Below are 22,734 nucleotides of genomic sequence, written 5' to 3'. Positions count from 1 at the left end.
GTATTGCGACGCAAAATCCGGGACTACAAGCGAACATAATTCGCTATGTCAGTCCCGGATCGCAGTTTGCGTTTTCAGGAAAGCTTGGCCAGGCAGGCCTCTAAGATGTCCAGACCTTCCTCCAGCACCGCTGCCTCGGTGGTCAGCGGTGCCAGCAGTCGAATGATGTTGCGCGACTTGCCGCTGGGCATCAGCAGCAAACCCGCGTCCCGGGCCAGGGCCAGAAGCTGGGTCAGTTGCGCTGAGGCCGGTGTGCCGTCGGCGTTGACCAACTCGATACCGCGCATCGCTCCGACACCGGTCAGGCGGCCCAGATAGGCGCAAATGTCGTTGGCGCGCCAGGCTTCGTAGCGGCTGACGATGGCTTCTTCCTGTTGCGAGCCCCACGTGTGCAGGTTCGTATCGGTCATTTCGTCCAACGTCGCCAGTGCCGCCGCACAGGCGATCGGGTTGCCGGAATAGGTGCCGCCGAGTCCGCCCTTGGGCAGCGTGTCGAGCAGCGCTTTGCGCCCGACCACCGCGCCCAGCGGCACACCGCCGGCAATACTCTTGGCGAGCAGGATCAGGTCCGGCTCGATGCCCAGTCGAGAGAAGGCAAAACGCTCCCCGGTACGGCCGAAACCGGACTGGATTTCATCGGCGATCAGCAGGATGTTTTTCTCGTCACAGAAGCGCCGCAACGCCTGGGCGAATTCCACGTCCATCGCCAGGAAACCCGCTTCGCCCTGCACCGGTTCGACGATAAAACACGCCACGTCATTCACATCGATCTCGACGCTGAACAACCGATCCATCGCTTTCAACGCTTCGGCGCAGGTCACGCCGTTGTCCTTGCTCGGGAAAGGCAGGTGATACACCGGACCTGGCAGCACCCCGACTTTCTGTTTGTAGGGCGCGACTTTGCCGTTGAGGTTGAGGGTGGCGAGGGTGCGGCCGTGGAAGGCGCCGTCGAAAGCGATCACGGCGGTGCGGCCGGTGGCTCCGCGAACGATCTTCAAGGCGTTTTCCGCTGCTTCTGCGCCGCTGTTGGTGAGCATGCCGCTGACTGGGTAGCTCACCGGGATAAACGCCGTCAGGCGCTCCATCAAGTCGAGGTAAGGCACATGCGGCGCAGCGTTGAACGCGTAGTGGGTCAGCCGGGTGGCTTGTTCGCGTATGGCTTCGACGATGCGCGGGTGGCAATGGCCGAGGTTGAGCACGCCGATGCCGCCGACGAAATCGATGTAGCGTTTGCCCTCGGTATCCCAGACCTCGGCGTTCTTGCCGTGGCTGAGGGTGACGGGATGCACGACGTTGATCGATTGGCTGATGGTTTCGCTGCTCATGGATACCTGACTCAGAAGAAGGGTTGCTTCTTTTTATCTAAGCCGTGAGCAGGGGGACCGGGCAAACGAAATAAAGTCGCCGGGTCAATCTTAAAAGTCGGGATGTGCCGCAGGAGCATGGCTGACCGCGATGGCGTTCTTGAGATCGCCTTCGCGGGCAAGCCTCGCTCCTACGGGACGGTGGTGTTCGTGGGAACGCGGTTTTAGCGGCGGGTCAGGGGCTGTTGGGTGAACTTCACGCCGGCCAGACCATGAGCAATCAATGCGCGGATATTGCCGTGATCGCTGCCTTCAGGCGTCGCCACCACCGAACGGTAATGCTCGCCAAACGCCAACAGCGCCTCTTCATCGCTCAGACCTTCCAGCAGCGCCAGACCGAGGGTCTTGCACGAACCTTCGTTCTGTCCGGCGGCGTTTTCCACGCCACCGTTGTTGAAGGCTTGCGGCTGGTAATCGTAACCGGCGGCGATGAAGGCCAGGGTGTCGGCAAAAACGTGTTCGCCGCTTTTGAGGCTGGCGCGCAGGGTGTTCAAATCACTCATTGGGTTTTCCTTTGGCGAACGCCGCTTGTTGTTCGGCGCTGGCTTCTTGCTGGTATTGGGCTTTCCAATCGGCGTACGGCATGCCGTAGACCACTTCGCGGGCGTCATCGAGGCTGACCTCGATCTGACGTTCGTCAGCGGCGGCCTTGTACCACTTCGACAGGCAGTTGCGGCAGAAACCCGAGAGGTTCATCAGGTCGATGTTCTGCACGTCCTTGCGGCTGTCCAGGTGCGCAACCAGCCGGCGGAAGGCGGCGGCTTCAAGTTCCAGGCGTTGTTGATCGGTCATGGGAGTCTCTGCGAGACAGCGTTGAGCGGCAAGCCTCAAGCTGCAAGTTGGATTTCGGTGGCCGTTAGCTTACCGCTTGAAGCTTGAAGCTTGAAGCTTGAAGCTTGAAGCTTAGCGGCTCGCCGCTAGCGTTATCGACACCGATTCGGCAAACCGCAGGGCGTGGGGTTTGTCGACTTCGACCTCGGCATACAGCACCGACGCGTTGACCATGACCAAATCGAGGATTTCCTGGGTCAGGCGTTCGAGCAGGGCAAAGCGATTGCCCTCCACGTGGGCGATGATCGCCTTGGTGATGGTGCGGTAGTTCAGCGCGTGATCGATGTCGTTGTCGCGCACCGCGTCTTGCGCCGCGTAGAGGATGGTCAGGTTGATCAACACATCCTGCTTGTTGAGGATTTCGTCCTCGTTGATGCCGATGAAGGTGCGCAGGCACAGGTCCTTGACCCGGATGCGCGCCATTCCTGGTTGAAGTTGTGGCATTGCTACTTGCTCCGTCCAATCAATTGCAGGAACTCCTGGCGGGTGTTGCTCGACTCGCGGAAGGCGCCGAGCATCACCGAGGTGTTCATGGTCGAATTCTGTTTCTCGACACCGCGCATCATCATGCACATGTGTTTGGCTTCGATCACCACGGCGACCCCGGCGGCATCCGTCACGTGCTGCACCGCGTCGGCGATCTGCCGGGTGAGGTTCTCCTGAATTTGCAGGCGCCGGGCGAACATGTCCACCAGGCGTGCAATCTTCGACAGGCCCAACACTTTGCCCGTCGGAATATAAGCCACATGCGCCTTGCCGATGAAGGGCAGCAGGTGGTGCTCGCACAGCGAATAGAGCTCGATGTCGGCGACGATGATCATCTCGTCGGTGTCCGAGGAAAACAGCGCGCCGTTAACGATTTCCTCGACGCTTTGCTCGTAGCCATGACACAGGTATTGCATGGCTTTGGCGGCGCGCATTGGGGTGTCTTGCAGGCCTTCGCGGTCGGGGTTTTCACCGAGGCCGATGAGGATCTCGCGATAGCTCTGGGATAAGGCGTTCTGAGGCAGGGATAACGTCATGAAATATCCTCGCGGGGTGGCTTATTTGACGTGCCGTCCGCCGTTGACGGTCAGGGTCGTGCCGGTGACATAAGGGTTGTCGAGCAGATAGCGCAGGCTCTGGTAGATCACTTCGCTGCCGGGTTCGATGCCCAGCGCGGATTTGGCCAGGGCCTTGGCGCGGTACGCCGCGTCGTCGTCGGGATTGAACAATAGCAGGGCTGGGGCAATGCCGTTGACCTTGATCGTCGGCGCATATTTTGCGGCGAAGGACAGGGTCAGGCTGTCGAGCCCGGCTTTACTGGCGCAATAGCCGATATGTTGACTGCTGCCCTTGCGGGTGACGTCGTCGCTGATGTGCACGATGTCGGCCGGGCTCGAGCGTTCGAGCAAGTCGGCGCAGTGCAGGTTGATCAGGTAGGGCGCGAGCATGTGCACCGAGAACATCCGGGTGAAGGCCTGGGCCTCGGTGTCCGGGGTTTCGGCCAGCCATTCGGACGCGTTATGCACGATCGCCCGCAGGCTGTCGGTGTGGGTCTTGAGTTCGCTGATGAACGCGAGGATGCCGGTTTCGCTGGAGAAGTCCGCGAACAGCGCCGTCGCGCCCAGGTCGCGCAACATTTGAACGCCGGGGCGTTCGCTGCGGTAGCTGAAGATCACCGGGTGGCCGTCTTCGAGCAGACGCTGCGCACAATGCAGGCCGACACGCTGGCCGGCACCGGTGATGAGGAGGGGGGCTGCGGAAGAGGTCATGAACGGCTCGCGTCGCGGTTAGAGCAAAACTATACCAGCGACGGCGAGCGATCACCTACGACCTGTAGGAGCGAGGCTTGCCCGCGAAGAGGACGCCTCGGTCTATCTGTCAGACCGCGTTATCGTTCTTCGCGGGCAAGCCTCGCTCCTACAGGGGTTACGGATTTTGGGTGGTGGGCGCGACGGGCAACGGCCGCGCCGGCGTGCTGTGCAGCCAGTTGGCCAACACTCGGGTCGACAGCGGAATAAAGAAGTAGACCATCAATGGCGTCAGGCACAGCGTGCTGATGAACACCCGGGGCAGCAGGCTCATTTCGCCGAGCAACGGGCCCAGGACAAAGTTGAACAGCAGCGATACCGGGAAGAACGCCAGCCAGATCGCCACCGCCTGTTTCCAGCGCGGCGGGCGATTACCGGCAGCGCCGAACCAGCCTTCGATGCCGCTGACCCGATGTTCGGTCGGATGGGCGAACAAGTCGCTGCCCCGTGCCAGCCAGGCGGTACGCGAGGCGGAGTGCTCCCAGGCGTGCAGGGTCTGCTCGTCGGCGAAGCGGAAAATGATCTGGAATTCGTCATCGTCGGGCGGCGGAGCGAGCACGCCAGAGCCGAGATAACCGGGAAAGTCGGTGGCCAGTTGTTCGCCTTCACGCAACCAGGCGATCAGGTCCTGATAACGTCCATCGGCAACGCGGCGCGCCACCATCAGCGTGACGGGTGAGGTAGACATTTTGTATCTCCGTATTACAAACGCGTTGCTCCGGGTAGGAGTTTCGCCAGTCACAGCGCCGGGGTAGTGGGCTGCGTCTTTGGACAAGCAAGGATTATTCCCTAATCTGATATTTACACCAGAGACTTTCGTCACCCATCAATAACTTGAATGATTGCTGGGGATAGGCGTTAAATGGGATCCAATTTATCCAATGAACGATCGTCGTCCCATGCCTGTACTGTCTGATGTTGTCCCTGGCTTGTTGCCAGCTGCTTCCCTGGAACGGGAAGAGCTTTTTCCGATTCGAGAGGTGGCACGCCTGACGGGCATCAACCCGGTCACCTTGCGGGCATGGGAACGTCGTTATGGCCTGATCCAGCCGACCCGCACCGAAAGCGGGCATCGGCTGTACTCGATGACCGATATCGAGACGGTGCGCAACATCCTCGGCTGGATTGATCGCGGTGTGGCGGTGAGCAAGGTCGGCAAGATCCTGGCAAAGACCGAGCCGCTCAAAGCGCTCTCGCACATCATCCCCAATGAACTCGTGCTGGCCGACTACGCCCAATGGCAGCAACAGGTCCAGGCCGCTGTCAGCGGGTTTGACGACGTCCAGCTGGAGCGGGTATACGGGCAGATCTTTTCCAGTTACTCGCTGCCTGTGGTGTTCCAGGACATTCTGATGCCGCTCTGGAAGCAACTGTTGCAGCGCCAGGAGGGCTTCGGCCAGACCAGCGAATGGTTGTTCTTCGATGCGTTTCTGCGCTCGCGCGTGGCGCAGCGCCTGTTGATGGTCCGTGATACCTCAAAGCGCCGGATCGTGGTCAGCGCCCTGGCCGGTCAGTGTCATGAACTCGAATTGCTGGTCGCCGCGTTGTATTTGAGCGGGATGGATTCGGGCGTGCGGGTGCTCACGATCGGCCAGCCCTTCGATGAGTTGACCCTGGTTTGCGAAAGAATCCAGCCGCTGGCGCTGGTGCTGTTTTCCAATCACGTACCGGCTGCCGAGCTGCCGCGACGCTTGAATCGCCTGGCCTTGAGCCTGGATTGCCGGCTGATGCTCGCCGGTGATGCGTCCGACCTGGCACAGGACAGCCTGGCCGGTACGTCGATTGGTTGTCTGGGTAACGAGGGCTTGTTGATGCGACAGCGTCTGAAGCAGTTCCTGGCGGGCAACCTGGATACTTGAGGCTCAGACGTGCAGGGCGGGATGGGTCAGGCGATGTTGCTGGAGAATGAACTGACGCAGACGTTCGGTCTCGTCCTTGTCGCTCTGGCTCAACTGATAGGCGAAGAAACCTTGCTCGGTTTCCCGTTCGAACGTGCCGCGCAAGGCGATCCGCTCATAACCTGACGGGCTGAACCACAACGCGAAATGCTTCGGTGGCTTGGTCTTGTTGCGAACTTCCAACAAAACCCCTTTGAACGACACTTCGTGCACCCACATCGTGCCCGGCTGGCCCTTGGCATTCTCCAGCGCGACCGGCTCTTCGAGTGTCAGGCGCCATGGCCGGACCATCGGCCCGTCTTCAAAAATACTCGGCACGCCCAGGCGCAAATGCAGCGCATGGAACTCGTCTTCCACCAGGTGCAGCGGGAAGGTCATCTGCTGATTTTCGAAGTTGGCCTGGATGGTGACCTGCTCATGCGCGGCAAGGCGCGTGAGCAGGTCACGGATCTGCGATCCACCATTAACGAGCAGGCTCGACGTCGCATCCCGCACATTGAGCTGCGGGTTGTGCTGCATGGTCTGGATAAAATCCAGCTCATCCTGGGTCAGGAGTGCGTCGCGTTGCATGGCTTGCTCGTAAATAAAAGTTACAAAGTCATCGGTGATTGTAGTTAATGACAATTAATTCGTTGTTTTGTTTTCGCCGTTCGTCGTTTTGAGCGCAGCCAGCTCGGCCTGCAATTCAGCGACTTGCATTTCGAGTAGCGCTACCCGCTGCTGTGCCTTGACTTGAACGGTCACATCTTTTTGTACACCGACAATATACGTTTGTCCGTCACTTTCGTTTTTAACCGTCGAAAGGGACAGCTCATTCCAGAACGGCGTGCCGTCCTTACGGTAGTTGCGCAGCACTTCACGGCACGAGCCACCGTTCTCCAGCGCGGCACGAATCACCCCCAACGCCTCTTGATCCCGGTCGCCGGCTTGCAGGAAGCGGCAATCCTGGTAGAGGATTTCTTCGCTGGTGTAACCGGTCATGCGTTCGAAGGCCGGGTTGACGTAAATCAGGATGTTGTCTTGCTCGCCTTCCTTTTCGGCAATCACGATGCCGTCGTTGGAAGCGTTTACCACCAGTTGCAGCAATTGAGCGTTGATCATCAGAGAGTCCTTTCTGAATGTTTGGGGGCTGCATTCTAGAAGAACAAAATGAGCTGTCTACTGGCCACCAGCACGAATTGAGCGGCCATCGCCGGGTTTTTTGCCGGTGCTGTTAATATCCCCCGTCTTTTACAGCATCAGGAACAGATTGATGAAAGTCGCCATCCTTTCCGGCTCGGTGTACGGCACGGCCGAAGAAGTCGCCCGGCACGCTGCGAATATTTTGAAAGAAGCCGGTTTCGAGACCTGGCACAACCCCCGCGCGAGCCTGGCGGACATTCAGGCCTTCGGCCCCGACGCCTTCCTGGCCGTGACCTCGACCACGGGCATGGGCGAACTGCCGGACAACCTGCAACCGCTGTACTCGACGATTCGTGATCAGTTGCCTGCCGCCTGGCGCGGTTTGCCCGGTGCGGTGATCGGTCTGGGCGATGCGAGCTATGGCGACACCTTCTGTGGCGGCGGTGAGCAGATACGCGAATTGTTCGGTGAGCTGGGCCTGCGCGAGGTGTTGCCGATGCTGCGCCTGGATGCCAGCGAAAGCGTCACGCCGGAAACCGACGCCGAGCCTTGGCTGGCGGAGCTGATCACGGCTCTACGCGGCTGACCGGATGCTCACGCAGCAGCGCGAGCCAAGCCTGGGCGGCTTTTGACAGGTACGCACCCTGGCGCCAGATAAAGGCAATGTCCCAGCGTAGATAGGCCGGCGCGTTCAGGGTCAGGCGCACCACGCCTGGCCGCACCAGCCCCCGCGCCACCACGCTGGGCAACAGCACCACGCCTTGCCCGGCGGCCACCAGCGCCGCGAGAAAATCCGCCTGGCCGCTGCGCCCGCCTTCCCTGGGCGTGAATCCCATCTGTTGGCAGGCTTGCAGCAAACGGTCATTGAGCACAAAGCTGCGCTGATACAGCAGGAACGGCGTGTCAGCCAGTTCCTCCAGCCCAATCGCGGTCTTGGTGGCCAGCGGATGAGCGGCTGGCAGCAGCGCGTCCAACGGTTCATCGCAGAACGGTTGAAAAGCGAATTGCGGATCCTTCGGCAGCAGACTGCCGCCCAGTTCCAGTTCGCCGCTCAGCACCGCTTGTTCGATGTTCCGGCTGCCGCCTTCAAGCAGATGAATGTTGATGTTCGGGTAGCGCCGCCGGTACTCGGCGAACAATCCGGCGAACAACGCGTCACTGCCCAGCAGCGGCAACCCCAGGCGCAATTCCCCACGGGCCAGTTGGCTCAAGTCATCCAGCTCGCTGAGCAACTCATTGCGCAGTCTCAGCATGCCTTCGGCCCGTTGCAGCACCACGCTGCCGGCGGCGGTCAGGCGTAACTGCGAGCCGAGGCGTTCGAGCAGCGGGGTGCCGAGGCTTTGCTCAAGCTGTGCGACTTGCTTGCTCACCGCCGATTGGCTGATGTGCAAGGTCTTGGCGGCCTGGGTGAAACCACCCTGGCGCATCACTTCGATGAAGCTGCGTAGCTGCTTGAATTCCATGGTGCGGATTCCGTTTTGGAATGGCTTCGAGTCTAACAATTCGCTTCGGGGATAGCAGCCCGCTCCGTAAAATGAGCGCCTGTGAGGACCGAAACCATGAAATCAACCACCGTTAAATACCTGTCGCGACTGATCGCCGAGCTGGCCGTGTTGCTGGCGATCTACCTGCTCGGCTGTCAATTGGCCGCCTGGTTTTCCTGGCCGATCCCCGGGGGTGTGATCGGCATGGCGTTGCTGCTGCTGGCGTTCGCGTTCGGTTGGGTCAAACCGGCGGCGTTGCAACTGGGCGCCGGGTTGTTGATGGCGGAGATGCTGTTGTTCTTTATTCCCGCGTTGATGAGCCTGCTCGATTACGGTGGCCTCATGCGCGACGACGGCTGGCGGATTCTGTTGGTGATTGGAGTCAGCACGCTGACGGTGATGCTGGTGACGGCGTTTACCGTGGAGTGGGCGGTACGCATGCGGAGGTCCCATGAAGCTTGAGTGGATGCCGATGTTCTGGCTGGCCTTTACGTTGCTAGCGTATTTGTTCAGTCGCTGGATCTACCGGCGTACCGGGCGTTACGTGCTGTCGCCGCTGATCCTGGTCCCGGCGCTGTTGCTGGCCCTCGCCGTGCCGCTGCACACCGCTTATGCCGAATATTCGAGCAACACCCATTGGCTGATGCGGGTGCTGGGCCCGGTCACTGTGGCCTTCGCGGTGCCGATCTGGCAGCAGCGGCAGATGTTGGCGCGGCATTGGTCGGCGCTGTCACTCGGGATGCTGGCGGGCAGCGTGGCGTCCATCGGCAGTTCGTTCGGATTGGCCAAGGCGCTGGCCCTGGACAGCTCGGTGACGATGTCGCTGGTGCCGCGTTCGATCACCACGCCCTTTGCCATGCCACTGGCCCATGACCTCGGCGGCGTACCGGAACTGACCGCGGTGTTTGTGATGTTTACCGGGGTCATCGGGGTGATGCTCGGCGGGATCCTGCTCAAGTGGTTGCCCCTGCGCAGTGCCCTGGCGCGGGGTGCCTTGTTTGGCGTCGGGGCTCACGGTGCCGGGGTCAGCCGGGCCCATGAAGTCGGCGGTGAGGAAGGCTCTGTCGCAGGGTTGGTCATGGTTCTGACGGGGTTGCTGAATCTGTTCGCGGCCCCCTTGTTGGCGTCGGTGCTTTGACATGGATCCAAGGTCCTGGCGTCTCTGACTCGCTCGGCCATCAAGCTGGCTGCGAATGCAACTACACGATCCCCGAGGGCTGACTAGACTGCTGACACGTGAGCAAAATAATAAAAACCAGGAGGTTCTTGCCGTGAGTGTTGCCCCCGTCCAATCGCCCTACAGTGTCAAAGACCAGGTCAGTGCCGCCGAGTGGCAGACCCGCGTCGACCTCGCCGCCTGTTATCGCCTGGTCGCCTCCCATGGCTGGGATGATCTGATCTTTACCCATATTTCGGCCAAGGTGCCCGGCACCGAAGACTTTCTGATCAACCCGTTCGGGCTGATGTTCCACGAGATCACCGCATCGAGCCTGGTCAAGGTCGATCAGGCCGGCAACAAGCTGATGGACAGCCCTTACGAGATCAATCCGGCGGGCTACACCATCCACAGCGCCGTGCACGAAGTGCGTCACGACGTGGTCTGCGTGCTGCATACCCACACCGCTGCCGGCGTAGCAGTGTCGGCGCAGAAGCAGGGCATCCTGCCGATCAGCCAGCAGTCGTTGTTCGTGCTCTCGAGCCTGGCGTATCACGCTTACGAAGGGGTGGCGCTGAACCACGAAGAGAAAGCGCGGCTGCAAGCCGACCTCGGTGAAAACAATTTCCTGATGCTGCACAACCACGGGCTGCTGACCTGTGGCAGCACCATCGCCGACACCTTTTTGATGATGTTCACCTTCCAGCGCGCCTGCGATATCCAGGTGCTGGCGCAGAACGGCGGCGCCGAGCTGATCGCCATCGAACCGCAGATTCTGGCGGGCGCCAAGGCGATGATCGCCGGCGTCACCAAAAGCGCACAAGGGATGGGTGGCGCGCTGGCCTGGCCGGCGCTGCTGCGCAAACTCGATAAACAAGACCCGGGTTATAAACTCTGATGCCACTCGCCGAGATCCCGCTGTGTGTCTGGCGCAAGCGCGGCCAGACGTTCGTATTCCGTGGCCAGGCCATCCGTTACTGGACGGCCGGGCAGGGCGAGCCGCTCCTGCTGATCCACGGTTTTCCAACCGCCAGTTGGGACTGGCATTACCTCTGGCAGCCGCTTACCCAGCGCTATCGAGTGATCGCTTGCGACATGCTCGGCTTCGGCGACTCGGCCAAACCGGTGAACCACGAATACAGCCTGCTGGAGCAAGCCGATTTGCAACAGGCCTTGTTGGCGCATCTGGAAATCGAGCAGCCGGTGCACCTGCTGGCCCACGATTACGGCGACAGCGTGGCCCAGGAGTTGCTGGCCCGGCACCATGAGGCGCAGGTAAATATCGCCAGTTGCGTGTTCCTCAACGGGGGCTTGTTTCCCGAAACCCATCGCCCGTTGCTGACGCAGAAACTCCTGCTCAGCCCATTGGGCTGGATGATCGGTCGTGCCTTTACCCGTGACGCACTGGTGAAAAGTTTCCGCCAGATCTCCGGTCCCCAGACCTGGCCCACGGAAAGCGAAATGGATGATTTCTGGAGCCTGATCGACAGCAATCGCGGGCCGCGGATCATGCATAAATTGATCGGTTATATCCCGGAGCGACGGGTGCAGCGTGATCGCTGGGTCAGCGCCATGCAGCGCGGCGAAGTGCCGTTGCGGGTGATTGATGGCGAGGTCGATCCGATCTCCGGTGCGCACATGGTCGAGCGTTATCGCGAACTGATTCCCAACCCTGACACGGTGCTGCTGCCGGGCATTGGTCACTACCCGCAAACCGAAGCGCCGGGGCAGGTGCTCAAGCACTATCTTGAGTTTCGGGATCGGCAGGTGTCGGCGCCGCTCAAGCGGGCGTGTTCCTGACTCTAATCCCTGTAGGAGCAAAGCTTGCTCGCGAAGACGGCGGCACATCCAACGATGATGTTGGCTGACACGACGCTTTCGCGAGCAAGCTTTGCTCCTACAGGTTTCACAGCATTCACTTCATCATCCCCCAGCCTTATCGCACACCATTCAGCCCCCTCGTCTTGATTGTGACCCGACGCCCCGTGCCTGACACTCGAGGTCATCGTCCCTTAGGCCTGCTGGAGTCCCCCCATGAATGAGTCTGTGCGCTTCGAAGATAAAGTCGTGATCATCACTGGCGCTGGCGGCGGTCTCGGGCGGGCGCATGCGTTGCTGTTCGCCAAACAGGGCGCGAAAGTGTTGGTCAACGATCTCGGCGGCACGGCTCAGGGTGAAGGTGCCAACGCGTCGGCGGCGGACCGTGTGGTCGCCGAAATCCGCGAGGCCGGCGGCACGGCCGAGGCCAACCACGACTCCGTCACCGACGGCGACAAACTCGTACAAAACGCCCTTGACGTCTTCGGCCGTGTCGATGTCGTGGTCAACAACGCCGGGATCCTGCGGGACAAGACCTTCCACAAAATGGACGACGCCGACTGGGACCTGGTTTACCGCGTCCACGTCGAAGGCGCCTATAAAGTCACCCGCGCGGCATGGCCGCATATGCGCGAGCAAAATTACGGCCGCGTGATCTTCACGGCCTCGACTTCCGGCATCTACGGCAACTTCGGCCAGTCCAACTACGGCATGGCCAAACTCGGGCTCTACGGTCTGACCCGCACCCTGGCCATCGAAGGCCGCAAGAACAACATCCTGGTCAACGCCATCGCCCCCACCGGCGGCACGCGCATGACCGAAGGCCTGATCCCGCCGCAAGTGTTCGAACAACTCAAGCCGGAACTGGTCAGCCCGCTGGTGGTGTATTTGGCCAGTGAGCATTGCCAGGAAACGTCGGGGTTGTTTGAAGTGGGTGGCGGCTGGATGGGCAAGGTCCGTTGGGAGCGCAGCCTCGGTGCCGGGTTTGATCCGCGTGTGGGCTTTTCGCCGGAAGACGTGGCGGCGCATTGGCAGCAGATTTGTGATTTCGAAGGCGCGGCGCATCCGAAGGACAACATTGAAGCGTTGAAGGAGATGATGGGGAACTTGCAGAAGTACGCCCTCTGATCAGCGCCATCCGGCAGGGCTTGCCTGAGCCCTGCTGATCCCTTCACCCCATCCCCGCTGAAAAACCATCGCCCATAAAAAAGGCCGCTGCAAACGCAGCGGCCGAAGTAAGACGTAGATCAAGGAGCAATAAATCAACGTCAGTGAACACGGGGCGATGACTCGAAACACTTCAACTCATCTGAAATCTTGCGCGAGAGACCTGGGGTTCAACACAAGCCTTCGCGTCGTGCTTTGCGGCGGTTGCCCGTGAAAGCCCGGCAAGAATAAGGGTTTGAAGGCAAAGGAAAAATAGCGATTCCAGACATGCACTGTTACGGGGCATGTAACAGTCGCCTGCACCTCGCCAATGCGTCCATCCATTCCCCTGATAACCCGCCATCCAGCCCGTCCATACCTCGCGCAAAACCCCGCGCCATGCGGGCATTCATCCTTTGGAGGTACAGCGCGAATACCTCCTTGGTGCGCTTATCGCTCCTGGCGTGCGGCAGTAGGGTGGGGCCTTCTGTCACTCACCGGGGAAGACGCATGACAAAAACAACAATGCGCGCCATCTTCACACCGCAGGCGCTCGCCGCTGCGGTGGCCTTGGGTTGCTGCGCCCAGGCGCACGCCGTTGCATTCAACATCGGGGAAATCGAGGGCACGTTCGATTCGTCGCTCTCCGTCGGCGCGAGCTGGGGCATGCGCGATGCGGACAAGTCGTTGGTCGGTACGGTCAACGGTGGCACCGGCCAGTCCTCCACTGGTGATGACGGGCGGCTGAACTTCAAGAAGGGCGAAACCTTCTCCAAGATCGTCAAGGGCATCCACGACCTGGAGCTCAAATACGGCGACACCGGCGTGTTCGTGCGTGGCAAGTACTGGTACGACTTTGAGCTCAAGGACGAGGACCGCGAGTTCAAGCAGATCAGCGACAGCGGCCGCAAGGAAGGCGCCAAATCCTCCGGGGCGCAGATCCTCGATGCCTTCGTCTATCACAACTATTCCATTGGCGATTTGCCGGGCACCGTGCGCGCCGGCAAGCAGGTCGTGAGCTGGGGTGAAAGTACCTTCATCGGTAACTCGATCAACAGCATCAACCCGATCGACGTGTCCGCATTTCGTCGTCCCGGTGCGGAGATCAAGGAAGGCTTGATCCCGGTGAACATGCTGTTCGGCTCCCAGGGGCTGACCGATCAACTGACCGTCGAAGGTTTCTATCAACTGGAATGGGACCAGACCGTTCTCGACAACTGCGGCACCTACTTCGGTGTCGACGTGGCGGCGGACGGTTGCAACAACAACTACAGCGTCGGCAGCCCGGCGATTGCGCCGTTGGCGCCGCTGGCATCGGCCTTTGGCCAGCCGATCCAGGTCACCCGCGAAGGCGTGATCGTACCCCGTGGCGGCGACCGCGATGCGCGGGATTCGGGGCAGTGGGGCACGGCGTTGCGCTGGCTCGGTGACGATACCGAGTACGGTCTGTACTTCATGAACTACCACAGCCGCACGCCAACCGTCGGCACGGTGACGGCCGGTGCATCGACCCTGGCCAGCCTGCCGGGCATGATTGGCATTGCCAACCGACTGGCGCCGGGCAGCGGTTCGGGGCTGGCGCAAAGCGTGATGCTCGGTCGCGGCCAGTATTACCTCGAATACCCGGAAGACATCCGCCTGTACGGCGCGAGTTTCTCCACCACCTTGCCTACCGGCACCGCGTGGACCGGCGAGATCAGCTACCGGCCCAACGCCCCGGTGCAGGTCAACACCAACGACTTGACCCTGGCCTTGCTCAACCCGATTGCCGGCGGCGTCGCTTCGCCGATTGCCACCTCGCCTGGCGCTGACAACAAAGGCTACCGGCGCAAGGAAGTGACCCAGATCCAGAGCACCCTCACGCATTTCGTCGACCAAGTGTGGGGCGCCGAGCGCTTGACCCTGGTCGGTGAAGCGGCAGTGGTGCGGGTCGGTGGCCTGGAGTCGCGGACCAAGCTGCGTTATGGCCGCGATTCGGTCTACGGCCAATACGGTTTCGGTGGCGACACCGACGGCTTCGTCACCTCGACCTCCTGGGGCTATCGCGCCCGGGCGATCCTCGACTACGCCAACGTGATCGGCGGGATCAACCTCAAGCCCAACCTGTCCTGGTCCCATGACGTCAGCGGCTACGGCCCCAACGGCCTGTTCAACGAAGGCGCCAAGGCGATCAGCGTCGGGGTCGATGCGGACTACCGCAACACCTATACCGCGAGCCTGAGTTACACCGACTTTTTTGGCGGGGACTACAACACCCTGACTGACCGCGACTTCCTGGCGCTGAGCTTCGGCGTGAACTTCTGATCTGGCTGAGAAGGATGATTTAGATGCGCAAAATGATTCTGCAATGCGGCGCCCTGGCCCTGAGCCTGCTGGCTGCCAACGTGATGGCGGCGGTGTCGCCGCAAGAGGCCGAAAAACTCGGCACCACGCTCACGCCACTGGGCGCGGAGAAGGCCGGCAACGCCGACGGCTCGATCCCGGCCTGGACTGGCGGCATCCCGAAAAACGCCGGGGCGGTGGACAGCAAGGGCTTTCTGGCTGACCCGTTCGCCAACGAAAAACCGCTGTTCGTGATCACCCCGGCCACCGTCGACAAGTACAAGGACAAACTCTCCGAAGGCCAGGTGGCGATGTTCAAGCGCTACCCGGAAACCTACAAGATCCCGGTCTACCCGACCCACCGCACCGTGGCCGTGCCGCCGGAAATCTACGAGTCGGCCAAGCGCAGCGCGCTGAACGTGACCAGCATCAACGACGGTAACGGCCTGGCCAATTTCACCGGCAATCGCTACTACGCGTTCCCGATTCCGAAGAACGGCGTGGAGGTGTTGTGGAACCACATCACCCGTTACCACGGCGGCAACCTGCGGCGCATCATCACCCAGGTGACACCACAAACGAATGGCAGCTACACGCCGATCCGCTTCGAAGAAGAGATCGCCGTGCCGCAATTGATGAAGGACCTGGACCCGGAAAAAGCCGCCAACGTGCTGACCTTCTTCAAGCAATCCGTCACCGCGCCCGCGCGTCTGGCCGGTAACGTGCTGCTGGTGCACGAGACGCTCGATCAGGTGAAGGAACCGCGCCTGGCGTGGATTTACAACGCCGGCCAGCGCCGCGTAAGGCGTGCGCCGCAAGTGGCGTATGACGGGCCGGGTACTGCCGCCGATGGCCTGCGCACTTCCGACAACTTCGACATGTTCTCCGGTGCACCGGATCGCTACGACTGGAAACTGATCGGCAAGAAGGAAATGTACATCCCGTACAACAGCTACAAACTCGATTCGCCGAGCCTCAAGTACGACGACATCATCAAGGCCGGGCACATCAACCAGGACCTGACCCGCTATGAGCTGCACCGGGTGTGGGAAGTGGTCGGCACGGTCAAGCCGAGCGAGCGGCACATCTACGCCAAGCGCCACATGTACATCGACGAAGACAGCTGGCAAGTGGCGCTGGTGGATCACTACGACGGTCGCGGTCAACTGTGGCGCGTGGCCGAAGGTCACGCCCAGTACTACTACGATCACCAGGCCCAGGCCTACACCCTCGAAGCGCTCTACGACATCATCGCCGGGCGCTACATTGCCCTGGGCATGAAGAACGAAGAGAAGCACAGCTTTGAATTCGGCTTCGAGGCCAAGGCGGCGGACTACACGCCATCGGCGCTGCGTGCGGAGGGCGTTCGCTAAGGAACCCCCCAATCCCCTGTAGGAGCGAAGCTTGCTCGCGAAAGCGGCTGCCCATCCAACGATGATGTTGGCTGACACGACGCCTTCGCGGGCAAGCCTCGCTCCTACGGGGGAAGGCGTTCCGTCAGCCAGCATCATCGTTGGATGTACTGACGCCTTCGCGGGCAAGCCTCGCTCCTACGGGGGAAGGCGTTCCGTCAGCCAGCATCATCGTTGGATGTGCTGACGCCTTCGCGGGCAAGCCTCGCTCCTACGGGGGAAGGCGTTCCGTCAGCCAGCATCATCGTTGGATGTGCTGACGTCTTCGCGGGCAAGCTTCGCTCCTACAGGGTTGTGCGTGACTGGTGGGTCGCGTGCTTTATGAGGGGCAATCAGCGTTCTGAATACTTCTCAACAAGTGCGTTGTACAGGGCTAGGGTTGCGGCACAACTATAAAAGGCACGCCGCAATGACCGCCATGACCCCGTGTCTGGATCGTCCTGGATTCCTTCCTCGCCTGTCGTCCCATCACCTGCCCAGGGCTCGGTTGAGCGAACCGTTGCTGACGTCGCCAGCCCGGGTAAAACTGCTGTGTGCCCCTGCCGGGAGTGGCAAGAGCGCGCTGCTGGCCGAGTGTTTGTTGCAGGCACCACCATCGTGTCGGGTGGTGTGGCTGGCGTTGAGCGGTGTGGTGTTGAGCCGAGACGATTTCTGTCAGCGCCTGGCCGAGGTTCTGGAGTTGCCCTCGGCGCAGGAGTCCACCGTGCTGGCGTACCTGGCCCGGGTGCAGACCCCCATCTGGTTGTTTCTCGACGATTACTGCCGCGTGCCCGCGCCCGAACTGGATGGCCTGCTCGATCAGCTCCTGGCCGTCAGCAATCCCTTGATTACCTGGTGGCTGAGCGGTCGGCGGCGGCCGCACTGCAACTGGCCGCGCCTGTTGCTGGATGACGAGTTGCATGAATCCGAAGGGGGGACACTCGCGTTCACCCTGGCCGAGATCGAGCACTTGCTGCGACATGTCGAGGCACCCGTGGCCGCCAAAGCCGCCCGCCGGATTTTCCAGCGCAGCGGTGGCTGGTGCGCCGCCGTGCGCATTGCCTTGCTCGATAGTTGCCAGTGGGCGCGGGATCATCATTCCCCCGGCCGCTCGACCCTGCTCGATTATTTGCAGCACGAACTGTTCGCCAGCCTGCCCGCCGAACTGGCCGAAGCCTGGCGGGTGCTGGCCCATCTGCCGCGTTTCAATGCCAGCCTGTGCGAGCACCTGTTCGGAGCCGGGGAGGGCGCGCGCTGGATGCAGGCACTGCAAGTGCGCGGTTGTTTTATCGAAGCCTGGCAGGATTCGCCGGACTGGCTGCAAGTGTTCGCGCCGTTACGCCAGTTAATGCGCGACGAACCTTGGCCGGCCGGACGTTCCTGGCATCGTCGTGCCTGTCAGTGGTTTTGTGCCGAGGAGGACTGGCAAGCGGCGTTCGAACAGGCGTTGCTCGCCGAAGCCTTCGAAGTGGCGGTCAGCCTGTTGCAGCACTTCAGTCTTGAGCACGTGTTCCTTGGCCAGAATGTGGTGTTGTTGCTGCGCCTGCATGAGCAGCAGGGCGATGAGCTAATGCTCGGTACGCCGCATTTGGTCGGGTTGGTTACGGCGGCGTTGCTGTTCGCCGGTCGCTTCGAGCAGGCGGCCAATTGCATTGCGCAATTGGAGCGTTTTGCCCCGCAGCCGACGGCGATACAACAGCGTCAATTGTTGGCGCGCTGGCAGGCCCAGATGGGCTGGTTGTTGCATCTTCAGGGGCGCATGGCACCGGCGCGCGAGCATTTTCTCGACGCTTTGCAAGCGCTGGGCGCCAATGCCTGGCCCGTGCGTTTGTTGTGCCTGTCCGGGCTGACCCAGCAAGCCTTGCTCAACGCCGAGCTGGAGGTCGCCCAGGCCCTTAATCGCGAAGCGCTGTGCCTGGCGCGGGCGCAGGATTCGTTGCTGTTTGAAGGCTTGCTGGAACTCGATCACGCGCAGTTGCTGGAACAGCGCGGCGCGGCCGAGCGCGCCGAAAGCCTGCTGGCCAATATCCATGAACTGTTGAGTCAGCAGCCCGATCCGGCCACGCCGTTATTGGGGCGTATCGCCCTGCGCCGAGGTCGCCTGGCCCTGAGTCAGGGATTGGATGAGCGAGCGGCCGGCTTCTTTGATTCGGGTCTGTACGATTGCTTGCGCAGCCAGGACAAGCGCGTGTTGTACGGCTTCCTTGGGCAGGCGCAACTGGCGGCGAATCAAGGGGACTACGCCCAGGCCTTTATCCGCTTGCGCGACGCCGAACGCCTGATGCAGCAGCGGCAGATTCCCGACACGGTGTATCGCGGCGTGTTGTTGCAGGTGAGCAGCCAATTCTGGTTGCAACAAGGACGGCCGGAATTGGCCCGAGAGGCGCTGAGCCGGGTGTTGCGTCATTACTGCGGACCGAATGCCCGGCAGGCGCCGCCAGCGACGCTGGAGTTGATTGCGCGTATTGAATACCTGTTGGTGTTGGCGCAGGTGTATTTGCATCGCTGCCCGGATCCGATCCTGCAACTGAACCGGCTGCTGGAGCACGCTCGGCGTAGTGGCTCGGTGAATCTGGAGACCGAACTGTTATTCGCCCTGGCTGAAGTCTCATGGCTTATCGGTGATGAAACGGGCGCCCGTGAATCTTGGCGCGAGGCTCAAGAGCGGGTTGACCGCTGCCATTTTCAGCAAGCGAGGCGAGATATCTGCTCGCGCTTGCCAGAACAGATCAAGCAACTGGTCAATCATGAGGAGCACTTGTCGGTGGAACACTGCAAGGCTGATCACCCGCTAAGTCAGCGAGAACTTGAAGTGCTGGAGTTGATTGCTCGAGGGAATTCCAATCAACAGATTGCAGAACAATTGTTCATCTCGTTACATACGGTTAAAACCCATGCGCGGCGCATTCACGGGAAGTTGGGAGTGGAGCGTAGAACCCAGGCAGTCGCCAAGGCCAAGGGGCTGGGGTTATTGATCTGAATATTGTTTTATGAAGCCTGTAATGTCAGTTTGTTTTGGTTGAAGTTGTATCATTTGCAAAGTTTGTATTCTGTAATCAGGCCGATTGCACTACATAAGTGGCAATGGGTCGGCGCTGTTATTTTTACGGTGTGCTGATTAGCTTTGTTGTTGAAAGGGGAGTCATCAGGCTTTCCGAATAACACAAGGTGAGTAGAAGTGGATATCAAGACAGTAGAAGATCGCAGTTCCATACTTTCTTATTGGCGCGAAAAATTTGGCGAACATACGATGCGCCGCTTTGACATTCTTCAAACGGCGATGCTGGAAGCTGAAGTTGCACTGAAAAAAGTCATGGGCCCCCGCGCTTCGCTCAGGGCATACGCTCGACTCCGCGCGCTGGAATGGCTGCGCAGTGCAACCCATACGTCGATTGATCCGGATCTCTGCATTGTCAGAACACGTTATCGATATAAGTTGGGTAATCGGGAAGTGATTCAGGAAGATCGTCGCTCGTTAACCGACTATGCGATTTTTGGTCAGCAAGACAAAGACCGGATCACGCTTTCGTTCGAAGGGCAGACGTCTTCCGCGATCTCGTATTTTTCGCTGGAGAACTGGCTGTCCCAAGTGGACATCCGCTCTGATTATGCGCAAATGCTTATTAACGAACCGTCGCAGGCTGTGCATGACGCCTCTCAGGAATACCTGGCTCGGCAGATGGAGTTCACTGCGTTTTGCGATCGGTTTGAGCGCCCGGACAATGCAATAAGCGAGGACTGGCTGAAAAGGTTGCTGCAGGGTGATCCATCGATGTTAGTCCGCGGTGTTGTTTTACAAGGCACCGGTGCTCCACTGCGAAATCTCTTCCTCATCAGCGAGCGAAGCCAGCCCGAGGGTCAGGGCGTGTACTTTACGCCGGGCGATCCCGACGGTGGTGTTTGGCATCGGGTCGCCAATAGTGACGAAGCAAGAGCGCATATTCATAACTTGACGGTCAGGCATCCGGACTTTCTATCTCAACAAGTAGGCAGTCGATATCAGTTGAGCTTTGGTCATTTTCTTCGCGAACTAAGTCGGAATGTTCGAGCCTGGACACTTGAATCGGTGAGGTTTGTGGATGTTGCACAGTCGCTGCGCGAGCCGCCATTAGCGGGTGTAGTCTCCGGGCAAGTAAGATGGGACCGATTTGAAAGTATTGAATTGGCGCCGCCTAATTATCGAACGGCATCGTTTGATGAACGTCAGGAATTTGCCAGCCTGAATACACAACTCAAAGCGTTGTATACCGTTGAAGGACGCGAGGCCGCACTTGTATCCTACGAGAAGTTCGCCTACTCCCTCATCAAGGATCGGGTGGAGGGCGTACTGAAAGAGCGTGGCGAAGTCGTCACCGTCAATCCGGATCTGATCAATATCGAGTTCGGACCACAGGAGAAAATGTCACTCACCTCGGTGATTACCCGAGAGAAAGCGTTCTACGCCGTGGAGAATGATCGTCTGCCAGTCGATAGTTACCCCAGGTTCCGCGTCGGGGCAGATCATCCTTCGATAAATAAACTCAATATTCTCGACCTGGCCGGTTGGTCCCGGACGTTGCGCCCCGGCGAAAAATACATCGAGATGCTGCATTCGGTTTATTTGAATCCCGGCGATCCGGCCTACACATTCCGGCGTGACGTGCACTTCGAGCGCCAACAGGCCGAAATGAATCGAGCCGCGTTGTCTTCTTACTTTCAGGGGCGGATTTCCCGTGAAGTCTTCCACGACTTCAAACAAGCCATTGCGTCACTGCGTACACCAGATATCAACGGCGCTCCGTTCATAGGCGACATGCCGGTCAACCAAAACAGTGTTTATCAGTTCCACCTCGGTCGCCGCCGGCCCGTGGAAGGCGTCTATGTGTTTCGCTTCATGAAAGGGCGCGAAGTGAAAGACTATCTGTACACCCCGCAAGCGCCGGATGGAATCTGGTTCCGTCCGCTGGAGAATTTCGACACCTCTGTACGCATCAATGATCTGCGCCAGTACTACATTGACCGGGTTCACTACCTGAATCGCACTTTCGCCGGTGAATATTTCGATGCGCTGCTCGCTTCCAAGAGCACCGTCAAGGCGCCGGATCTCGAGGTGGGCAGCCGTGTGCGCAACTTTTCCGGGGCTTACGAGCAAATGATCCGGCGGGTCATTGACGATGTGGATGCGGTAACCACCAGCCTTGCAGAGATTATTGCCAAGGTGACCTACGACACGGTGATGCTGGCGGCACAAGTCCTCAGTCTGGCGATCCCGCCGGTTGGTCTCGCCGTCAGCGCGGTGCAAATCACCAAAAATGTGATTGAGGGCATTGAGGCGTATCACTACCGAGACAGGGCAAAGGCTGCCGATCGGGTGAAGACTGCACTGATCGAACTGGCCACGCTGGGTTATGGCAAGTACAAGGAACTGGGCAAGCCGGCCGTCTCCAGCCTGCAGAAAACCTTGATTGATCTCGCGGGTGATGCGAAGACCCTGGCTGATCTGGTGTCGAAGGCCGCAGGTCTTAAGGTGCCACACGAAGTGCTGCTGGAAATTGTCCAGGACACCTTAAAAACCGAGTCGCACAGTAAAGCCTGGGTACGCTGACGCCTAGGATTCATACCCCATCCGCCAACTCACGGCCCGGGTCGCCGCCAGCAAGCGCTGCGCCGCCGGGCCGTCTTCATCGGCGTGGAACAACGACGTCGGGCCGACGATGGTCAGCACGGCGGCGACATTGCCGACCGCGTTGAACACCGGCGCCGACAACGCATCCACGCCCGGCATCAACAGTCCGTGAACATGGTGCAAGCCGCGTTCGCGGATCTGTTCGCGCAATGCTGCGTACACCTGCTCATCAGTCAGGGCATGGGCTTCGCTGGCCTGGATTTCCAGTTCGCGCAATTCAACGGTTTCCCGATCCGGCAGGAAGGCACTGAACACCAGCCCCGTCGAAGAACTGAGCAACGGCAATACCGAACCCAATTGCGTCACCACCGTCACCGCGCGCACCGCCGGTTCGATGTGCACCACGGTTGCGCCTTGATTGCCCCATACCGCCAGAAAGCAGGTTTCATTCAGATCGTCGCGCAACTCGGCCAGGGGCAGGGCGGCGACTTTCAGCACGTCCATACTGTTGAGTGCAGCGAGGCCCACACGCAGGGCTTCACGGCCCAGGCCATAGTGGTTGGTGGCGGCGTTCTGCTCGGCAAAACCACTGGCGATCAGCGCCTGCAAATAGCGATGAACCTTGCTCGCCGGCATCTGCACGTGTTCGGCCAGGCGTGACAATGAGGTCGAGGGCGACAGTTCGGCCAGGGCCTTGAGGATGTCGGTGCCGACCTCGGCCGAGCGGACTTTCTGTTTATCGTTGGTGCGCGGCTTTTCCATGGAGGCGGTCTGAATCCCGGGACGAATGGGCGTCTTTATAGC

General features: G+C 60.2%; 22 protein-coding genes. 11 read left to right on the top strand and 11 right to left on the bottom strand.

From position 1 onward, the window contains the following. Window positions 1-74 precede the first annotated feature (74 nt). The 7 genes from ACZ89E_RS17845 to ACZ89E_RS17815 form a co-directional block, all read right to left on the bottom strand. Window positions 75-1,325 carry a 2-aminoadipate transaminase gene (locus ACZ89E_RS17845; protein ID WP_476256162.1) on the bottom strand — a complete coding sequence of 417 codons (1,251 nt, stop codon included), beginning with the start codon at window positions 1,323-1,325 and terminating at the stop codon, window positions 75-77. A gap of 203 nt (window positions 1,326-1,528) precedes the next feature. Further along, on the bottom strand, window positions 1,529-1,867 hold the full coding sequence (locus ACZ89E_RS17840) for a HopJ type III effector protein (RefSeq protein ID WP_008037347.1): 339 nt from the start codon (window positions 1,865-1,867) through the stop codon (window positions 1,529-1,531). Further along, complete coding sequence (locus ACZ89E_RS17835; RefSeq protein WP_149657557.1) at window positions 1,860-2,156, bottom strand: DUF1244 domain-containing protein; 297 nt, start codon at window positions 2,154-2,156, stop codon at window positions 1,860-1,862. Before ACZ89E_RS17835 ends, ACZ89E_RS17840 begins: the two co-directional genes overlap by 8 nt. A gap of 111 nt (window positions 2,157-2,267) precedes the next feature. Beyond that, complete coding sequence (folX, locus tag ACZ89E_RS17830; RefSeq protein ID WP_149657556.1) at window positions 2,268-2,639, bottom strand: dihydroneopterin triphosphate 2'-epimerase; 372 nt, start codon at window positions 2,637-2,639, stop codon at window positions 2,268-2,270. A 2-nt stretch (window positions 2,640-2,641) separates the two neighbouring features. Further along, complete coding sequence (gene folE / locus ACZ89E_RS17825; RefSeq protein WP_149657555.1) at window positions 2,642-3,217, bottom strand: GTP cyclohydrolase I FolE; 576 nt, start codon at window positions 3,215-3,217, stop codon at window positions 2,642-2,644. A 21-nt stretch (window positions 3,218-3,238) separates the two neighbouring features. Beyond that, window positions 3,239-3,949 (bottom strand): dihydromonapterin reductase, encoded by a 711-nt coding sequence (gene folM / locus ACZ89E_RS17820; RefSeq protein ID WP_149657554.1) that lies wholly within the window; start codon window positions 3,947-3,949, stop codon window positions 3,239-3,241. A gap of 157 nt (window positions 3,950-4,106) precedes the next feature. Continuing rightward, window positions 4,107-4,676, bottom strand: coding sequence for an antibiotic biosynthesis monooxygenase (locus ACZ89E_RS17815; protein WP_463259423.1), 570 nt, complete (start codon window positions 4,674-4,676; stop codon window positions 4,107-4,109). Window positions 4,677-4,887: 211 nt separating this feature from the next. On the opposite strand from ACZ89E_RS17815, the gene ACZ89E_RS17810 reads away from it, so the two are divergent. Then, a complete protein-coding gene (locus tag ACZ89E_RS17810; protein ID WP_476256161.1) occupies window positions 4,888-5,847 on the top strand; it encodes a MerR family transcriptional regulator in 960 nt (319 codons plus the stop codon). A gap of 3 nt (window positions 5,848-5,850) precedes the next feature. Here ACZ89E_RS17810 and ACZ89E_RS17805 read toward each other — a convergent pair whose 3' ends face one another. Together ACZ89E_RS17805 and ACZ89E_RS17800 are read right to left on the bottom strand one after the other, a co-directional pair. Next, on the bottom strand, window positions 5,851-6,456 hold the full coding sequence (locus tag ACZ89E_RS17805) for a hypothetical protein (protein ID WP_054616118.1): 606 nt from the start codon (window positions 6,454-6,456) through the stop codon (window positions 5,851-5,853). A gap of 54 nt (window positions 6,457-6,510) precedes the next feature. Next, window positions 6,511-6,987: a PAS domain-containing protein gene (locus tag ACZ89E_RS17800; protein ID WP_149657551.1), complete on the bottom strand. Its 477-nt coding sequence runs from the start codon at window positions 6,985-6,987 to the stop codon at window positions 6,511-6,513. Window positions 6,988-7,138: 151 nt separating this feature from the next. Here ACZ89E_RS17800 and ACZ89E_RS17795 point away from each other — a divergent pair, with 151 nt between their 5' ends. Further along, a complete protein-coding gene (locus ACZ89E_RS17795; RefSeq protein ID WP_463259426.1) occupies window positions 7,139-7,594 on the top strand; it encodes a flavodoxin in 456 nt (151 codons plus the stop codon). Here ACZ89E_RS17795 and ACZ89E_RS17790 read toward each other — a convergent pair. Further along, window positions 7,575-8,471 (bottom strand): LysR family transcriptional regulator, encoded by an 897-nt coding sequence (locus ACZ89E_RS17790; RefSeq protein WP_476256160.1) that lies wholly within the window; start codon window positions 8,469-8,471, stop codon window positions 7,575-7,577. The two genes, ACZ89E_RS17795 and ACZ89E_RS17790, sit on opposite strands and share 20 nt — an antisense overlap. 96 nt (window positions 8,472-8,567) lie before the next feature. Between ACZ89E_RS17790 and ACZ89E_RS17785 the strand changes: the two genes are divergently transcribed. The 9 genes from ACZ89E_RS17785 (at window position 8,568) to ACZ89E_RS17745 (ending at window position 21,909) form a co-directional block, all read left to right on the top strand. Then, the gene (locus ACZ89E_RS17785; RefSeq protein ID WP_476256159.1) at window positions 8,568-8,954 is read left to right on the top strand and encodes a CidA/LrgA family protein; all 387 of its coding nucleotides are present in this window, start codon (window positions 8,568-8,570) and stop codon (window positions 8,952-8,954) included. Next, window positions 8,944-9,630, top strand: coding sequence for an LrgB family protein (locus tag ACZ89E_RS17780; RefSeq protein WP_476256158.1), 687 nt, complete (start codon window positions 8,944-8,946; stop codon window positions 9,628-9,630). The genes ACZ89E_RS17785 and ACZ89E_RS17780 overlap by 11 nt, the downstream gene beginning before the upstream one ends. 133 nt (window positions 9,631-9,763) lie before the next feature. Further along, complete coding sequence (locus tag ACZ89E_RS17775) at window positions 9,764-10,546, top strand: class II aldolase/adducin family protein (protein WP_463259429.1); 783 nt, start codon at window positions 9,764-9,766, stop codon at window positions 10,544-10,546. Beyond that, window positions 10,546-11,448, top strand: coding sequence for an alpha/beta fold hydrolase (locus tag ACZ89E_RS17770; protein WP_476256157.1), 903 nt, complete (start codon window positions 10,546-10,548; stop codon window positions 11,446-11,448). The genes ACZ89E_RS17775 and ACZ89E_RS17770 overlap by 1 nt, the downstream gene beginning before the upstream one ends. Window positions 11,449-11,682: 234 nt before the next feature. Then, window positions 11,683-12,594, top strand: a complete 912-nt coding sequence (locus tag ACZ89E_RS17765) for an SDR family oxidoreductase (RefSeq protein WP_149657544.1) — start codon at window positions 11,683-11,685, stop codon at window positions 12,592-12,594. Between the two features lie 528 nt (window positions 12,595-13,122). Further along, window positions 13,123-14,916, top strand: coding sequence for a DUF1302 domain-containing protein (locus ACZ89E_RS17760; RefSeq protein WP_149657542.1), 1,794 nt, complete (start codon window positions 13,123-13,125; stop codon window positions 14,914-14,916). 23 nt (window positions 14,917-14,939) lie between these two features. Further along, window positions 14,940-16,307 (top strand): DUF1329 domain-containing protein, encoded by a 1,368-nt coding sequence (locus ACZ89E_RS17755; RefSeq protein ID WP_149657541.1) that lies wholly within the window; start codon window positions 14,940-14,942, stop codon window positions 16,305-16,307. 448 nt (window positions 16,308-16,755) lie between these two features. Further along, entirely contained in the window at window positions 16,756-19,305 is a 2,550-nt protein-coding gene (locus tag ACZ89E_RS17750) for a helix-turn-helix transcriptional regulator (protein ID WP_476256156.1), read from the top strand. A 198-nt stretch (window positions 19,306-19,503) separates the two neighbouring features. After that, a complete protein-coding gene (locus tag ACZ89E_RS17745) occupies window positions 19,504-21,909 on the top strand; it encodes a dermonecrotic toxin domain-containing protein (protein WP_476256155.1) in 2,406 nt (801 codons plus the stop codon). 3 nt (window positions 21,910-21,912) lie between these two features. Here the strand turns inward: ACZ89E_RS17745 and ACZ89E_RS17740 are convergent, their stop codons facing one another. Beyond that, the gene (locus ACZ89E_RS17740; RefSeq protein ID WP_476256154.1) at window positions 21,913-22,692 is read right to left on the bottom strand and encodes an IclR family transcriptional regulator; all 780 of its coding nucleotides are present in this window, start codon (window positions 22,690-22,692) and stop codon (window positions 21,913-21,915) included. Window positions 22,693-22,734 lie beyond the last annotated feature (42 nt).

It is taken from the genome of Pseudomonas sp. TE3899 (assembly GCF_056279105.1).
This window is presented reverse-complemented; position numbering and strand designations above follow the sequence as displayed.

What these genes read in the sequence shown, in the direction of transcription:
- ACZ89E_RS17765 (WP_149657544.1), top strand. Translation starts at nt 11,683, where the DNA reads ATGAATGAGTCTGTGCGCTTCGAAGATAAAGTCGTGATCATCACTGGC.
- ACZ89E_RS17800 (WP_149657551.1), bottom strand. Translation starts at nt 6,987, where the DNA reads ATGATCAACGCTCAATTGCTGCAACTGGTGGTAAACGCTTCCAACGAC.
- folE (WP_149657555.1), bottom strand. Translation starts at nt 3,217, where the DNA reads ATGACGTTATCCCTGCCTCAGAACGCCTTATCCCAGAGCTATCGCGAG.
- folM (WP_149657554.1), bottom strand. Translation starts at nt 3,949, where the DNA reads ATGACCTCTTCCGCAGCCCCCCTCCTCATCACCGGTGCCGGCCAGCGT.
- ACZ89E_RS17810 (WP_476256161.1), top strand. Translation starts at nt 4,888, where the DNA reads ATGCCTGTACTGTCTGATGTTGTCCCTGGCTTGTTGCCAGCTGCTTCC.
- ACZ89E_RS17780 (WP_476256158.1), top strand. Translation starts at nt 8,944, where the DNA reads ATGAAGCTTGAGTGGATGCCGATGTTCTGGCTGGCCTTTACGTTGCTA.
- ACZ89E_RS17785 (WP_476256159.1), top strand. Translation starts at nt 8,568, where the DNA reads ATGAAATCAACCACCGTTAAATACCTGTCGCGACTGATCGCCGAGCTG.
- ACZ89E_RS17815 (WP_463259423.1), bottom strand. Translation starts at nt 4,676, where the DNA reads ATGTCTACCTCACCCGTCACGCTGATGGTGGCGCGCCGCGTTGCCGAT.
- ACZ89E_RS17840 (WP_008037347.1), bottom strand. Translation starts at nt 1,867, where the DNA reads ATGAGTGATTTGAACACCCTGCGCGCCAGCCTCAAAAGCGGCGAACAC.
- ACZ89E_RS17805 (WP_054616118.1), bottom strand. Translation starts at nt 6,456, where the DNA reads ATGCAACGCGACGCACTCCTGACCCAGGATGAGCTGGATTTTATCCAG.
- ACZ89E_RS17755 (WP_149657541.1), top strand. Translation starts at nt 14,940, where the DNA reads ATGCGCAAAATGATTCTGCAATGCGGCGCCCTGGCCCTGAGCCTGCTG.
- ACZ89E_RS17760 (WP_149657542.1), top strand. Translation starts at nt 13,123, where the DNA reads ATGACAAAAACAACAATGCGCGCCATCTTCACACCGCAGGCGCTCGCC.
- ACZ89E_RS17770 (WP_476256157.1), top strand. Translation starts at nt 10,546, where the DNA reads ATGCCACTCGCCGAGATCCCGCTGTGTGTCTGGCGCAAGCGCGGCCAG.
- ACZ89E_RS17750 (WP_476256156.1), top strand. Translation starts at nt 16,756, where the DNA reads ATGACCGCCATGACCCCGTGTCTGGATCGTCCTGGATTCCTTCCTCGC.
- ACZ89E_RS17790 (WP_476256160.1), bottom strand. Translation starts at nt 8,471, where the DNA reads ATGGAATTCAAGCAGCTACGCAGCTTCATCGAAGTGATGCGCCAGGGT.
- ACZ89E_RS17845 (WP_476256162.1), bottom strand. Translation starts at nt 1,325, where the DNA reads ATGAGCAGCGAAACCATCAGCCAATCGATCAACGTCGTGCATCCCGTC.
- ACZ89E_RS17835 (WP_149657557.1), bottom strand. Translation starts at nt 2,156, where the DNA reads ATGACCGATCAACAACGCCTGGAACTTGAAGCCGCCGCCTTCCGCCGG.
- folX (WP_149657556.1), bottom strand. Translation starts at nt 2,639, where the DNA reads ATGCCACAACTTCAACCAGGAATGGCGCGCATCCGGGTCAAGGACCTG.
- ACZ89E_RS17740 (WP_476256154.1), bottom strand. Translation starts at nt 22,692, where the DNA reads ATGGAAAAGCCGCGCACCAACGATAAACAGAAAGTCCGCTCGGCCGAG.
- ACZ89E_RS17795 (WP_463259426.1), top strand. Translation starts at nt 7,139, where the DNA reads ATGAAAGTCGCCATCCTTTCCGGCTCGGTGTACGGCACGGCCGAAGAA.